This is a genomic window from Staphylococcus sp. Marseille-Q5304 (assembly GCF_943737015.1).
In the GTDB taxonomy this organism is placed as follows: domain Bacteria; phylum Bacillota; class Bacilli; order Staphylococcales; family Staphylococcaceae; genus Staphylococcus; species Staphylococcus hsinchuensis.
The window spans coordinates 749,381-764,149 of record NZ_CALSFP010000001.1; the positions used below are offsets into that span (position 1 = coordinate 749,381).

General features: G+C 34.2%; 12 protein-coding genes and 1 pseudogene. 11 read left to right on the forward strand and 2 right to left on the reverse strand.

Annotated features, from left to right (window positions below):
- The first annotated feature begins 61 nt into the window (after window positions 1-61).
- From NGI30_RS03865 to NGI30_RS03875, 3 genes are all read left to right on the forward strand, one after another.
- A complete protein-coding gene (locus tag NGI30_RS03865) occupies window positions 62-1,237 on the forward strand; it encodes an MDR family MFS transporter (protein ID WP_251519742.1) in 1,176 nt (391 codons plus the stop codon).
- A 347-nt stretch (window positions 1,238-1,584) separates the two neighbouring features.
- Complete coding sequence (leuS, locus tag NGI30_RS03870; protein ID WP_251942761.1) at window positions 1,585-3,999, forward strand: leucine--tRNA ligase; 2,415 nt, start codon at window positions 1,585-1,587, stop codon at window positions 3,997-3,999.
- Between the two features lie 20 nt (window positions 4,000-4,019).
- Window positions 4,020-4,331, forward strand: coding sequence for a rhodanese-like domain-containing protein (locus tag NGI30_RS03875; RefSeq protein ID WP_251519745.1), 312 nt, complete (start codon window positions 4,020-4,022; stop codon window positions 4,329-4,331).
- Window positions 4,332-4,401: 70 nt separating this feature from the next.
- Here NGI30_RS03875 and NGI30_RS03880 read toward each other — a convergent pair whose 3' ends face one another.
- A complete protein-coding gene (locus NGI30_RS03880; protein WP_251519747.1) occupies window positions 4,402-5,673 on the reverse strand; it encodes a BaiN/RdsA family NAD(P)/FAD-dependent oxidoreductase in 1,272 nt (423 codons plus the stop codon).
- Between the two features lie 123 nt (window positions 5,674-5,796).
- Between NGI30_RS03880 and NGI30_RS03885 the strand changes: the two genes are divergently transcribed.
- From NGI30_RS03885 to NGI30_RS03920, 8 genes and pseudogenes are all read left to right on the forward strand, one after another.
- Window positions 5,797-7,437 carry a putative polysaccharide biosynthesis protein gene (locus NGI30_RS03885; RefSeq protein WP_251942763.1) on the forward strand — a complete coding sequence of 547 codons (1,641 nt, stop codon included), beginning with the start codon at window positions 5,797-5,799 and terminating at the stop codon, window positions 7,435-7,437.
- Window positions 7,434-8,132 (forward strand): pseudouridine synthase, encoded by a 699-nt coding sequence (locus NGI30_RS03890; RefSeq protein ID WP_251519751.1) that lies wholly within the window; start codon window positions 7,434-7,436, stop codon window positions 8,130-8,132. Before NGI30_RS03885 ends, NGI30_RS03890 begins: the two co-directional genes overlap by 4 nt.
- 15 nt (window positions 8,133-8,147) lie before the next feature.
- Window positions 8,148-8,591 (forward strand): YtxH domain-containing protein, encoded by a 444-nt coding sequence (locus NGI30_RS03895; RefSeq protein ID WP_251942765.1) that lies wholly within the window; start codon window positions 8,148-8,150, stop codon window positions 8,589-8,591.
- Window positions 8,592-8,801: 210 nt separating this feature from the next.
- Entirely contained in the window at window positions 8,802-10,211 is a 1,410-nt protein-coding gene (gene pepV / locus NGI30_RS03900; RefSeq protein ID WP_251942767.1) for a dipeptidase PepV, read from the forward strand.
- Between the two features lies 1 nt (window position 10,212).
- Window positions 10,213-11,061 (forward strand): D-amino-acid transaminase, encoded by an 849-nt coding sequence (gene dat, locus NGI30_RS03905; protein ID WP_251942769.1) that lies wholly within the window; start codon window positions 10,213-10,215, stop codon window positions 11,059-11,061.
- 452 nt (window positions 11,062-11,513) lie between these two features.
- Window positions 11,514-12,305, forward strand: a complete 792-nt coding sequence (locus NGI30_RS03910) for a phosphotransferase family protein (protein WP_251519760.1) — start codon at window positions 11,514-11,516, stop codon at window positions 12,303-12,305.
- Window positions 12,306-12,317: 12 nt separating this feature from the next.
- On the forward strand, window positions 12,318-12,956 hold the full coding sequence (trmB, locus tag NGI30_RS03915) for a tRNA (guanosine(46)-N7)-methyltransferase TrmB (protein WP_251942771.1): 639 nt from the start codon (window positions 12,318-12,320) through the stop codon (window positions 12,954-12,956).
- A 406-nt stretch (window positions 12,957-13,362) separates the two neighbouring features.
- Window positions 13,363-14,143: pseudogene (locus NGI30_RS03920) on the forward strand (MBL fold metallo-hydrolase).
- 234 nt (window positions 14,144-14,377) lie between these two features.
- On the opposite strand, the gene NGI30_RS03925 reads toward NGI30_RS03920, so the two are convergent.
- The gene (locus NGI30_RS03925; RefSeq protein ID WP_251519764.1) at window positions 14,378-14,698 is read right to left on the reverse strand and encodes a PepSY domain-containing protein; all 321 of its coding nucleotides are present in this window, start codon (window positions 14,696-14,698) and stop codon (window positions 14,378-14,380) included.
- Window positions 14,699-14,769: the final 71 nt, after the last annotated feature.

Consider the following 14,769-nt stretch of genomic DNA (forward strand, 5'->3'; position numbering starts at 1 on the left):
ATTTTAATGGTATAGTGTTTATCGTATAGTTGGAAAATTAAACAAAAAGGGGGATTAATGCATGAACATGCCTAAATCAGTTTGGTGGTTGGTTATTGGTATGGCATTAAATATCACTGGATCGAGTTTTCTCTGGCCGCTAAACACAATTTATATGAATGAGGAATTGCATAAGAGTTTGACAGTCGCTGGTCTTGTTCTAATGATAAATTCATTTGGTATGGTTGTAGGCAACCTCTTGGGAGGCAATCTTTTCGATAAACTTGGTGGTTATCGAACGATATTAATAGGGACAGTGATTTGTTTAACGAGTACAACATTATTGAATTTCTTTCACGGTTGGCCGTGGTACGCAGTTTGGTTAGTTGCATTAGGGTTTGGTGGCGGTATGATTGTACCTGCTATTTATGCGTTAGCGGGGGCTGTTTGGCCACAAGGCGGGCGCCAAACGTTTAATGCAATTTATTTAGCTCAAAATTTAGGTGTGGCAATTGGAGCAGCTACAGGTGGTTTCGTAGCTGAGCTTAGTTTTAACTATATTTTTATTGCGAATCTCGTAATGTATGTAGCCTTTGCGATTGTAGCTATTACTCAATTTAATTTAAGTATAGACTTTAAAGTTAAACACCAAGATGCATTTAGTTTATTTTCAAAGGAAAATAGGACACGTTTCATCGCTTTAGTACTATTATGTGTGATGTTCAGTATCTGTTGGATTGCCTACATTCAATGGGAAAGTACAATCGCTTCCTTCACACAGGAAATAGACATTTCTATGAGTCAATATAGTTTATTGTGGGTGGTTAATGGTATCATGATACTCATTGCACAACCTATTATCACACCCGTAGTCCGACTGTTAAAAGGTAATTTGAAATATCAAATGTTTGTAGGTATTGGCGTATTTATTCTGTCATTTTTCATTACTAGTTTTGCAGAACAATTTAGTGTGTTCTTAGTAGGTATGATTATATTAACTATTGGTGAAATGTTCGTTTGGCCTGCAGTACCAACAATTGCAAACCACTTAGCTCCTGAAGGTAAACAAGGAGCATTCCAAGGATATGTTAACTCTGCTTCTACTGTAGGGAAGGCCTTTGGTCCCCTCATTGGTGGTGTCGTTGTAGATGTGTTTAATATGTCGACAATGTTCTTATCGATGATTGGATTATTGGTTATTGCGTTATTTTTCTTATTTATATTTGATAGAAAATTAGACTCACAAATCAAATCATAAATTATTGAGAAATAACTAGACTAAAAATGAATATGATAATTTATTAAATATTCCAAGGTAGAAGTATTTTCCGTTTGAATGACTTGAAATAAAAGTATTTTTAAAATAGAATTATTTATGATAGGAGTAGTAGCTTGATTGCTGTTCTAAAGAGAGCTAGTGATGGTGGAATCTAGCGTTCGGCATTAAGTGAACTTGCCAGGAATAAGTGAATGACAAACATCTCTAACTATTAATCCAAACGAGTGCACATCAAATATGTGAATCAGGGTGGTAACGCGGCACAGTCGTCCCTGCTAAATGCTTAATAGTTTGAGGTGTTTTTTTAATGAATAGGAGGAAAAGTTGTGAATTACAATCATAATCAAATCGAGAAAAAATGGCAGGATTATTGGGAAACACATAAAACTTTTAAGACCAATGATCAACTTGGACAAAAGAAATTCTACGCTTTAGATATGTTTCCTTATCCATCAGGAGCTGGTTTACATGTAGGACATCCTGAAGGTTACACAGCAACGGATATTATTTCACGTTATAAACGTATGCAAGGTTATAATGTGCTACATCCGATGGGATGGGATGCATTTGGTTTACCTGCTGAACAATACGCCTTAGATACTGGTAATGATCCACGAGAGTTTACGCAACAAAATATTCAAACATTTAAGAGACAAATTAAAGAATTAGGTTTTAGTTATGATTGGGATAGAGAAGTAAACACAACGGATCCAGAATATTATAAATGGACACAATGGATTTTTATTCAACTTTATAATAAAGGACTTGCTTATGTAGATGAAGTAGCCGTGAACTGGTGTCCGGCCCTTGGCACAGTACTATCAAACGAAGAGGTAGTAGATGGTGTCTCTGAACGTGGTGGTCATCCTGTTTATAGAAAACCGATGAAACAATGGGTATTAAAAATAACAGAATATGTTGACCGTTTATTAGAAGACTTAGATGATTTAGACTGGCCTGAATCATTAAAAGATATGCAACGTAACTGGATTGGACGTTCTGAAGGTGCGAGTGTTACTTTCGATGTAGAGGGTTCAGATAAGGATATTGAAGTCTTTACCACACGTCCAGATACGATTTATGGTGCTTCTTTCTTAGTGTTAAGCCCAGAACATGAAGTTGTGAATGAAATTACAACAGAAGATAAGAAAGCAGCAGTTGAAGATTATCAAAACGAAGCGTCTAAAAAATCAGATTTAGAAAGAACTGGTTTAGCTAAAGAAAAAACAGGCGTCTTCACAGGAGCTTATGCAGTTAACCCATTATCAGGAGAAAAAGTTCAAATATGGATTGCAGATTATGTACTTGCTTCATATGGTACGGGTGCTGTTATGGCAGTACCTGGTGGCGACGAGAGAGATTATGAATTTGCTAAGGCTTTTGATCTTCCAATCGTTGAAGTGATTGAAGGTGGAGATTTATCGAAAGAAGCTTACACAGGTGATGGCCCACACGTGAACTCAGGAGAGCTCAATGGATTATATAATGATGAGGCAATCACTAAAGCAATTGAATTGCTTGAAGCTAAAGGTGCCGGCAAGAGACAAGTCAACTATAAATTAAGAGATTGGTTATTCAGTCGTCAAAGATATTGGGGTGAGCCTATTCCAGTAATCCATTGGGAAGATGGCTCTATGTCAACAGTTCCTGAAGATGAATTGCCACTACTTTTACCTGAAACAGATGAAATCAAACCTTCAGGTACAGGAGAATCACCACTTGCTAACATTGATGACTTTGTAAATGTCGTAGATGAAAAGACTGGTATGAAAGGGCGTCGTGAAACGAACACAATGCCACAATGGGCAGGTAGCTGTTGGTATTACTTAAGATATATCGACCCTAATAACGAGAAGATGTTAGCAGATCCAGAAAAACTTAAACATTGGTTACCAGTTGATTTATACATCGGTGGTGTAGAACACGCTGTATTACACTTATTATATGCAAGATTCTGGCATAAAGTACTTTATGATTTAGGTGTTGTACCTACGAAAGAACCATTCCAAAAGCTATTTAACCAAGGTATGATTTTAGGTGAAGGTAATGAAAAAATGAGTAAATCTAAGGGTAACGTTATCAACCCTGATGATATCGTTAAATCTCATGGTGCCGATACTTTACGCTTATATGAAATGTTTATGGGGCCACTAGATGCGGCGATTGCTTGGAGTGAAAAAGGTTTAGATGGTTCACGTCGTTTCTTAGATAGAGTATGGAGATTGTTGATTACTGAAGATGGAGAACTATCAGATAAAATTGTTAATAACCACTCTAAGACATTAGATAAGAGCTACCATCAAACTGTGAAAAAAGTAACTGAAGACTTCGATACACTTAACTTCAATACCGCAATTAGTCAAATGATGGTATTTATCAACGATTGTTACAAAGCAGATGAATTGTATAAACCATACGTTGAAGGCTTTGTTAAAATGCTCGCACCTATTGCGCCACATATTGCTGAAGAATTATGGTCACGTCTAGGCCATGAAGAAACAATCACTTATCAACCGTGGCCATCATATGATGAATCATTATTGGAAGATGATGAAGTAGAAATCGTTATCCAAGTAAATGGTAAAGTGAGAGCGAAAGTGAAAGTAGCAAAAGAAGCTACGAAAGAAGAAATGGAACAGATCGCATTAGATGAAGAAAATGTTAAAATGGCTATAGAAGGCAAAGATATTAAAAAAGTGATTGCAGTTCCACAGAAGCTAGTAAATATCGTAGCTAAATAATGAAGTAGGAGGAATTAACTATGCAAACTATTTCAGTTGATGAATTAAAGAATAAAGTTTTAAATTCAAATCCTGTAAATATTATTGATGTTAGAACTGAAGAAGAAACAGCGATGGGAATTATTCCAGGTGCTAAAACGATTCCGATGAATCAAATTCCTGATCATTTAAGTGACTTCAGTGAAAATGAAAAATATTATATCGTTTGTAAATCAGGTGGACGTAGTGCTCAAGTAACAAACTACTTAGAGCAAAATGGTATCGATGCTGTAAATGTTGAAGGTGGCATGGATGAATGGGGAGACGAAGGTCTTCAAATTGACCGCATTTAATAAAAGTTTAAAACTTTAAATATAAAAATAGACCAGATGAAACATTGAGTTTTCATCTGGTCTATTTATTTTATGTGTTAATTTCATGCTTAAATTGACTTGCATTAGACCCTGCAATATGACCTGTAACGAGGGCACTTGTGATGTTGTACCCACCTGTATAGCCATGTATATCTAGAACTTCGCCACATAAATATAGCCCTGGTACTATTTTAGACATCATTGTTTTAGGTTGGATTTCTTTAAGTGTAATGCCACCACCTGTTACAAATGCCTTATCTAAAGGTAAAGTGCCATTTACTGTAAAGGTAAAGCCTTTAAATAAATTAACTATTTGTTCGATTTGTGTTTTTGAGATGTGATGACCGGTTAAGGATTGTGAAATCTCAGCATATTCTAAGATTAACAATAAATATCTTTCCTCTATTAATCCATGTAAACTATTCTTTATATATTTATCGGGTGTGGCATTGATACGTTGTCGAATTTCTGATTCAAGTTCATCAGCGTTTAAATCAGGAAATGCATCGATTTGCATTTGGATATCTTTCTTTTTTTGATATTTTTGTTCTTTATAAACAAACTGACTACAGCGAAGTGCGGCAGGGCCACTTATACCGAAGTGAGTAAATAGCATGTCCATTTGATGCGTGACACGTTTTTTACCATTTTTCTTAAGTACAGACAACCTGACATCTTTTAGACTTAGACCTTTCATTCTTTTGCTCGTAATGAATGGTTCAGAAGAAGTAATCGGTACTTCAGTAGGGAATAGCTCAGTGATTGTGTGGCCTAAATGTTGGGCGAATTTGTAACCATCACCTGTGGATCCTGTTTTTGGGACACTTGTCCCACCTGTAGCTATGATTAAGCTTTTGCTTTCAAATAGCGTCTGATCATTTAATTGTACTTGGAATGTTTGGTTATCTGTATATTCAATGTTCGAAACAGTAGCCATTTCCTTTACTGACACGTTATTTTGATTTAAGGTTTCAATGAGGGCATCAACAACATCTTGTGCTTTATTGCTAACTGGGAACATACGACCATGATCTTCTTCTTTCAGACGTACGCCTCTCGATTCGAAAAATTGAATAATAGATTCATTATCAAAAATTGAAAATGGACTATATAAAAACTTTCCATTTCCTGGGATGTTTTTTATAATTTCATCATAGGGAAGGCGATTGGTTACATTACAACGACCACCACCTGAGATTTTTAATTTTCGACCGAGACCTTTTTTCTTTTCGAGTAATAAAATATTATCATCATGTTGGCTTGCGGCGGCTGCAGCCATAAGACCACTCGGTCCACCACCTATAATAATTGTTTGATACATAAGATATGCCTCCCTAAACGATATAGTCTTATTTTATAGTAATATATTTTTGAAAAAAAGTAATTTAAAGGTTATTATTAAGTTTACGAGTGTAAAAATTTAATTGAGAATAGGAAGATCTGAATGAGTGAAAGTAAGGAATTAGTAAGAGGTACTTTCTTAATTACTTTAAGTATCATGATTACTAAGATATTAGGGATTATTTATTTCATTCCATTTAGTAGTATGTTTGGCGATAGTAGAAATTTAGCACCATTTTCATATGCGTATACGCCTTACAATATTGCTATTGCTGTGGCGACAGCGGGAATACCACTCGCAGCTTCAAAGTATGTTGCGAAGTACAATGCGTTAGGCGCCTATCGTGCCAGCCAAAAGTTCTATCGTTCTAGCTTTATCGTCATGGCTATCACTGGTTTTATCGGCTTTTTAATACTATATTTTTTAGCACCTGGCATTGCAGACCTTACCTTAGGTCACGGTAATGGTAAAGGTAATGGTGACGGGTGGTCAGTCGGTGAAGTAGCTTGGGTAATCAAGATTATCAGTGTGGTAGTCATCTTCATACCACTACTCGCTACATGGCGTGGTGTATTCCAAGGTTATAAATCCATGGGACCAACTGCCGTTTCAGAAGTAATTGAGCAAATTGCACGAATCATCTTTATTCTTGTAGGATGTTACCTCATGTTACATGTTTTAGATAGTTCATTGCTAATCGCTAACGGAATTGCAACATTTGGTGCAGCGATTGGTGCAATTGCAGCACTTTTCACTCTTTGGTATTACTGGCAGAAACGGAAACATAATATTGATAGAATGATAGAAGAAGATACGACCGACATCAATATTAGTTATACGAAAATGTATTTGGAAATCATTTCTTATAGTATACCGTTTGTTATTGTAAGTTTGAATTTCCCATTATTTAACTTAGTCGATCAGATGACACACAATCCAACTTTAAAACTTGTGCATGTTGATCCTGGAGAACGAGACCATTTCTTTACAATTTTAAATATGTTTACAAATAAAATTGTAATGATACCAGCGTCACTTGCTTCTGGTTTTGCAGTGAGTTTAATACCATTTATTACAAAGACTTTCGCTGAAGGTAACACACGAGAAATGCATCGTCAGATTCGTACATCTCTTGGTGTCTTAATGTATATCACTGTTCCAGCTAGTTTAGGTATCATGGCTTTAGCTTTACCTATATACGTTGCGTTTTATGGTAGAGCAGATGGTAGTGAAATCTTATTCTATTACGCACCTGTAGGTATTTTAATTGCGTTATTGAGTGTAACTGCATCGATGTTACAAGGTATAGACAAACAAAAATTAACGGTCTTTGTTATTTTAGCTGCAGTTGTTATTAAATTTATATTAAACATACCTTTAATTATGATGTTCCATACAGTTGGTGCAGTATTTAGTACCGGACTTGCTACATTGTTTGCTGTTATATGTAATTTAGTGATATTAAAGATATATGCTAAGTTTAACTTTAGTGAGACGTGGTTACATTTCGGTAAAATCTTTATCTATAGTTTCATTATGATGATCGTAGTTGAAATTTGTTCATATGTTTTACAAATGTTTATTGAGCCACATGGCAGATTTAGTGCAGGTCTCATAGTTACAATTAGTGTAATAATTGGTATGTTGCTATATGCAATTATGACTATGAAGACACGTCTTGCTGATGAATTTTTAGGTGATTTGCCAAATAAAATCAGACGCAAGCTAGGAATTTTAAAATGAGATTAGATAAATATTTAGCGAATATGGGTCTAGGTACCCGAACTGAAGTCAAGCAAATGCTTAAAAAAGGTAAAGTTGCTGTAAATGACAAAGTTGAAAAATCACCTAAAACGCAAGTTCAAGCTGAAACAGATCGTGTATACGTGGATGGTCAAGAGGTACAATTTATAGATAAGGTTTATTTAATGTTGAATAAACCGAAAGGATACATTTCAGCAACTGACGATGATCAACATCCAACTGTTATTGAATTAATTGACGATTACCAGTATTTAGACATCTTTCCAGTTGGGCGTTTAGACAAAGATACAGAAGGATTACTATTAATTACCAATGATGGTCAATTTAATCATCAAATAATGAATCCTTCAAAGCACGTTTCAAAGACTTATGAAGTTATTTCAGAAAAAACTATCACGAATGATGATATAAAATCCTTCAAAAAGGGTATTGAATTGAGTGAAGGAGTTATGAAGCCCGCCGAATTATCGCATGGTAAACTGGACAAGCAATCATTTGTTACGATATCCGAAGGTAAGTACCACCAAGTTAAGCGTATGTTTCACGCGATAGATAATGAGGTATTAGTATTGAAACGTGTCAGTATAGGCGACTTGCAACTAGATTCAGGTTTGGATTTAGGCGAGTATCGTCATTTAACTGAAGAAGATTTTAAAAAATTAAGACAAAATTAATGAAGAGGTGTAATTATGGCTAAATCAAACGTATTAAGAGCATTAGTTGGAATTGGAGGAGCAGCTGCAGCAATTGTACTGTCTAAAAAGGAAAACCGCGATAAATTAAAAGGTGAATATGATAAATATAAAGAAAATCCAGAATCATATAAACAAAACGCAAAAGATATCGCAACACAAATCAGTTCAAAAGCAAACGAAACTTTCAATGAAGTAAAACAAGACCCTAAAGGTTATGCAAACAAAGTAAAACAAGATCCAAAAGGATTTATCAATGACCAAAAAGATAGAATTAAAGGGTCAACTGTGAAAAATCAAGACGAAGAACATGTTGAAGAAGCAAGATTTACAGACGAAGGTGCTGCAGATCCTTCAAACAACTTACGTGTTGTAACTGAAGATGAACTTAAGAATAACAGTAATAAACACGATAGTGACAATGAAGACTCAAATAAATAATTGTTAATATTCATTATTTAAAATATAAAAGGTTGAAAGAAATGATTCGATTTCTTTCAACCTTTTTTTCGTCCATAACATAAGATTGCCTGATTTTTCACAAAATAAAACAGTCAAAATTTTCAAAAAATATGGCGTCTTACTGTAGTTTATACAAAAGTTCATGTAAAATAACAGATATATCAGACTTAAGAAGGAAGTTGATCATACATGTGGAGAGAAAAAGTTCAAGAGTACGAAGATCAAATAATAGAGGACTTAAATGGATTACTAAAAATCGAAAGTGTCCGAGAAGACAACAAAGCAGATGAAGACCATCCAGTCGGTCCAGGGCCGCGCGAAGCTTTAGATTATATGTATAAATTGGCTCAAAGAGATGGCTTCGAATCACATGACGTGGATCATATCGCAGGACGTATAGAAGCAGGTGAAGGTTCTGACTTATTTGGCATTTTATGTCACGTAGATGTTGTGCCAGCAGGAGAAGGTTGGGATTCAAACCCATTTGACCCAGTGGTAACTGATAAAGATATAATCGCTAGAGGGACATTAGATGATAAAGGCCCAACAATTGCAGCGTATTATGCTGTTAAAATTCTTAACGAGATGAATGTAAACTGGAAAAAAAGAATACATATAATCATAGGTACAGACGAAGAGTCTGACTGGTTATGTACAGATCGTTACTTCAAAACCGAAGAAATGCCTGCTTTAGGTTTTGCGCCAGATGCGGAATTTCCTGCAATTCATGGAGAAAAAGGTATCAGTACATTCGATATTAAACAAACTTCAAAAGATGATGAGTTAGATGAACCTGACTATGAACTTATTTCATTTAAATCAGGTCAACGTTATAATATGGTGCCTGATGAAGCAGAAGCACATGTTGGCGTCAAAGAAAACATGACAGATGTGATACAAAACTTCGAACAATATTTATCTGAACAAAATTTAGATGGAGAAAGTACAGTGGATAGTGGCGTGTTAGTATTAAATGTCCAAGGTAAAGCTGTACATGGTATGGATCCTTCAATTGGAGTAAATGCAGGTCTTTATTTATTGAATTTCTTATCTGCATTGAACTTGGATAAAACTGCTGCAAACTTTATTGATTTTAGTGAAAAATATTTATTTGAATCACACTTCGGCGAAAAAATGGGTATGAAATACCATACAGATACGATGGGGGATGTGACTACAAATATTGGTGTTATTAGCTATGACAAAGAAAATGGCGGCCAATATGGTGTTAATTTAAGATATCCGCAAGGTTTTGAATTTGAAGAAGCGATGGACCGCTTTAAAAATGAAATTAAACAACTTGGATTTACTTTTGAAATAGGTAAAGATCAAAAACCTCATTACGTAGAAAAAGATGACCCATTCGTACAGAAATTAGTGCAAGTATATCGTGAACAAACTGGAGATGAAGCCGAACCATATACAATCGGCGGTGGAACATATGCACGTAACCTTGATAAAGGTGTTGCTTATGGTGCTATGTTTAAAGGTTCAGAAGACTTAATGCATCAAAAGAATGAATATATTTCTAAAAAGCAATTATTTGATGCAACAAGTATTTATTTACAATCAATTTATGAAATATGCGTGGAGGGATAATATGACAAAAGTATTAATCAATGAACAATTAGTAGAAGAACAAGATGCAAAAGTACCGTACAATGACAGAGGATATGTATTTGGTGACGGCATTTATGAATATATCCGTATTTATGACAATTATATGTTTATGGCGAAACCTCATTTTGAAAGATTAGTAAGAAGTGCTGGAGAAATCGGTTTAAATTTAAAATATAGTGTTGATGGATTTATCGAATTAGTTCAAGAATTAATCGATGCCAATGGTATTATTAACGGCGGTGTTTATATCCAAGTGACAAGAGGTGCAGCACCACGTGATCATGCGTTCCCAGAGGAATCAACAGAAGCAAATGTTATGGCATTTACTAAATCATATGATCGCCCTTATAAAAAATTAGAAGAAGGTATCAGTGCAGTAACAACTGAAGATATACGTTGGTTAAGATGTGATATTAAAAGTTTAAACTTACTTGGTAACGTCTTAGCAAAAGAATACGCAGCTAAAAATAACGCTGGCGAAGCTATTCAACATAGAGAAGACATCGTCACTGAAGGTTCTTCTAGTAACGTATATGCGATTAAAGATGGAGAAATTTATACACATCCAGTTAATAACTACATCTTGAACGGTATTACACGTAAAGTGATAAAATCTATTGCTGAACAATATGAAATTGAATTTAATGAAGAAGTCTTTACTTTAGATTTTCTTAAAAATGCAGATGAAGTTATTGTTTCAAGTACTTCAGTTGAGGTTATGCCTGTAGTTAAATTAAATGATAAACCAGTAGGAGATGGAGAAGTAGGCTCAATTACTAAAAAGTTACAAGAAGGATTCACAAAATATATAGCTGAAGATAGAAAATAAATTACGAATTTCGATAGTAATATCTCAAAAATTACTCTCAAATTATGTTATAATTTTAAATGAGCCGTAAAAAAGTAATCTAAAAAATCAAAGGTAAAAAGTGACTTTTTGTTTCTGATTTTTGGTTGAAAAACACCCTTAAACGATATAAAATCTTTTATGAGTCTTCAAAAAATGAACTAATAAAGTTTATAAAAAAGATAAAATAAAAGCCTGTAACAACTCAATTTATGTTAGAATAACTAAGTTGAGAATAAAGAGGGAAATACGAGTGACAAATACATTTTAGTTTGTTTTATGTTCACATGGGGACAGTGTGTCATATATGCTTGTAAATGTTTGTTGCTTTAATATAAAAACTGTTGAAATTCAAATTCAGTGTAAATGATTAAATATGGCTCTTGGAATTATTTTCTGGAGCCATTTTCTATTTGGAAAGTGAGGTGAACGTGTTGGAGCAGTTTTATCAATTAGGGTGGACACTTGATTCTGCAGGAGGCGCATCTGGTGAAGCTTACATGGCCGAACAAGATGGACAAAAGCTATTCTTAAAAAGAAATTCTAATCCTTTTATAGCGGCATTATCTGCCGAAGGAATCGTACCGAAACTAGTATGGACGAAACGTATTGAAACTGGAGAGGTTGTCACAGCGCAACATTGGAAAAACGGTAGAGAGCTTGCTTTTAACGAAATGAAAGAAAATCGTGTCGCTTTATTGTTAAAAAAGATACACAATTCTAAAACTTTATTAAACATGCTTAAAAGAATGGAAATGGAACCTATCACACCTGAAATAATGTTGAATAAGATTAATGCCTCGTTGTCACGCGAAGTACTTACGCATCATGTGACAAGGAAGGCGCTTACTTATTTAGAAGACAATATACCTGATATGGATCCTCGCTTTTTCACCGTCGTTCATGGCGATGTAAACCACAACAATTGGTTACTTTCTGATCGAGATGAACTTTATTTGGTTGATTGGGAAGATGCCATGATTGCCGACCCTGCAATTGATTTAGGTATGCTGCTTTACAACTACGTTCCTGAAAGAAACTGGGCACAGTGGTTAGAAGAATATGGAGTAAAAGATTCAATTGAATTACAAAAGAGAATGAAATGGTACACAGCTATTCAAGCCATAGGAATGATTCAATGGTATGAAGAACAGAAACGTTACAAAGACATGAATATGTGGTTGAAATTTTTAAATGATATGATGAATCATAATGCATTTATATAAGGAGTAATATTAATGAGAGTGCGATACAAACCATGGGCTGAAGATTATTTGAAATCTCATCCAGAGATTGTAGATATGGATGGTGCACATGCAGGTAAGATAAGTGATTGGTTTGAAAAAGAACAACCGATTTATATAGAAATTGGTTCAGGTAAAGGCCAATTCATCACAACTTTAGCAGAACAACATCCTGAAATTAATTTTATTTCTATGGAACGTGAAAAAAGTGTCATGGTAAACGTTTTACAGAAAGTATTTGATTTAGGATTAACAAATATCAAATTAATTTGTAATGATGCGATAGAATTAAATGAATATTTTAAAGATGAAGAAGTTTCTCGTATCTATTTAAACTTTTCTGATCCATGGCCTAAAAAACGACATGCCAAACGTCGTTTAACATATCATACGTATTTAGCACGTTATAAACAAATATTAAAGAAAGATGGAGAAATCCATTTTAAAACAGATAATCGTGGTCTGTTTGCGTATAGTTTAGAAAGCATGTCGCAATTTGGTATGTATTTCACGAAAATGAATTTAAATTTACATGAAGAAGATATAGAAGAAAATATCGTCACTGAATATGAGAAAAAGTTTTCCGAAAAAGGTTCTCGTATTTACCGAATGGAAGCTAAATTCCATGAATAACATTTGTAAAGAGGCTGGGACAAAAATAGTTGTCTCAGCTTCTTTGTCGATTATACAGTAGATGACTGAATTGTAAATGCGCTTATATCAAGCTTTTCCAATCCTAGTCATCCTTGCCGGGGTGGGACTACGAAATCTCTATTAGAAAATTCGATTTCTGTCCCGCTCCCTCTTTTTATTTATATTAAATTAGGTAAATGTAAATATATAGTATTTGATTTCGTTATGTGATAGTTATAATCAATATTTAAAAATTTAAGCAAACATTATATAGAATGTTTTACCTCCCGTCATTATTATATTAATATGTTAATAAAGTGTTACGTAATTGGAAATATTCAAGGGGGTATGTGAGATGAAGTTAGGACAATTTGAAATTAATTATGTGAATGGTGGCATCACTTAGATGGATGGGGGAGCCATGTTTGGTGTCGTTCCTAAAGCACTGTGGTCCAAAAAATATCCTGTTAATGATAAGAATCAGATTCCTTTACCAACACATCCTATATTAATTCAAACAGGTGATAAAAATATATTAATTGATAGTGGCATCGGTAAAGATAAACTTACAGATAAAGAACGCCGCAACTTCGGGGTAGACTATGAGAGTGATATAGATGCAAGTTTAAAAGCATTTTCACTGACAACAGCAGATATAGATATTGTGTTAATGAGCCATATGCATTTTGATCATGCTGCAGGGTTAACATATTCAAACGGTGACTCAGTATTTGAAAATGCTATTCACGTATTACAACAAGATGAACGGCATGAATTCCAAAGTCCGAATATGCGTAGTCAATCTACTTATTGGCCTAAAAATAACGGGGATTTCAAAAACAATTTAATATTATTTGAAAAAGAAATTGAAATTTATCCAGGTATAAAGATGATACACACAGGCGGACATAGTTATGGTCACAGTATTATTACTATAGAGAGTAATGGAGAAAAAGCAGTCCATATGGCAGATATCTTTCCTACGACAGCCCATAAAAATCCATTATGGGTAACGGCATACGATGATTATCCACTACAATCCATTCGAGAAAAAGAACGCCGAATAACGAATTATATTATGGATAATTTCTGGGTTTTTGTTTTATCATGATGCAACTTATTTTGCAGTTAAATTTAATAAAGCAAATTCAAAAGAAATCGAATCATATATTCAAAGAGAATCTTAGTATGAGTAGGGTTTAATTTTTATAAAATGATACGGTTTTAGTACTGTCATCATAAATATAAAAGATTGCATTTTAAAATGAGCCTGAGAAACGATAAAGTATCCCGGGCTCATTACCATTTCTTGTTGATAAATTATTTTGAATAAACAAACTCGTCAATCCACATTATCAGTTTCATGACGAGTAAATATACATGTAAGCTTATTTGAAATGGGTGTCGTGTTCGCACAAAAGTTAAGAAGTACGTTCAATAATATCGATGATTTCACCGTTGTTGGCATCAGCATAGAAATCATAATACGTGCGTTTATCATTTGATTGCGTTGTAATACCACCTTGGTAAACCGTAAATGTACCTTCACTTGTTTCATATGTTACGGTTTCATTTAATATGTATGAGCCGACAACATTTCTGAAATATGTTTTAACTTCTGCTAACGTCTTTTCGGATTGAAAGACATGATGGTGTAATTGTCGATGAATTAAATACATCACACCGATAATAGATAGAAATGAAAAAATAAAGGTAAAGTACCACTTCATTTTACTGAACATAACAGTTCTACCCCCTAAAAAGTCATATTTATAGTTTACCACAATGAAGATGCTATAATAAAGATAAGGAG

What these genes read in the sequence shown, in the direction of transcription:
- NGI30_RS03880 (WP_251519747.1), bottom strand. Translation starts at nt 5,673, where the DNA reads ATGTATCAAACAATTATTATAGGTGGTGGACCGAGTGGTCTTATGGCT.
- dat (WP_251942769.1), top strand. Translation starts at nt 10,213, where the DNA reads ATGACAAAAGTATTAATCAATGAACAATTAGTAGAAGAACAAGATGCA.
- pepV (WP_251942767.1), top strand. Translation starts at nt 8,802, where the DNA reads ATGTGGAGAGAAAAAGTTCAAGAGTACGAAGATCAAATAATAGAGGAC.
- trmB (WP_251942771.1), top strand. Translation starts at nt 12,318, where the DNA reads ATGAGAGTGCGATACAAACCATGGGCTGAAGATTATTTGAAATCTCAT.
- NGI30_RS03890 (WP_251519751.1), top strand. Translation starts at nt 7,434, where the DNA reads ATGAGATTAGATAAATATTTAGCGAATATGGGTCTAGGTACCCGAACT.
- NGI30_RS03875 (WP_251519745.1), top strand. Translation starts at nt 4,020, where the DNA reads ATGCAAACTATTTCAGTTGATGAATTAAAGAATAAAGTTTTAAATTCA.
- NGI30_RS03895 (WP_251942765.1), top strand. Translation starts at nt 8,148, where the DNA reads ATGGCTAAATCAAACGTATTAAGAGCATTAGTTGGAATTGGAGGAGCA.
- NGI30_RS03865 (WP_251519742.1), top strand. Translation starts at nt 62, where the DNA reads ATGAACATGCCTAAATCAGTTTGGTGGTTGGTTATTGGTATGGCATTA.
- NGI30_RS03925 (WP_251519764.1), bottom strand. Translation starts at nt 14,698, where the DNA reads ATGTTCAGTAAAATGAAGTGGTACTTTACCTTTATTTTTTCATTTCTA.
- NGI30_RS03885 (WP_251942763.1), top strand. Translation starts at nt 5,797, where the DNA reads ATGAGTGAAAGTAAGGAATTAGTAAGAGGTACTTTCTTAATTACTTTA.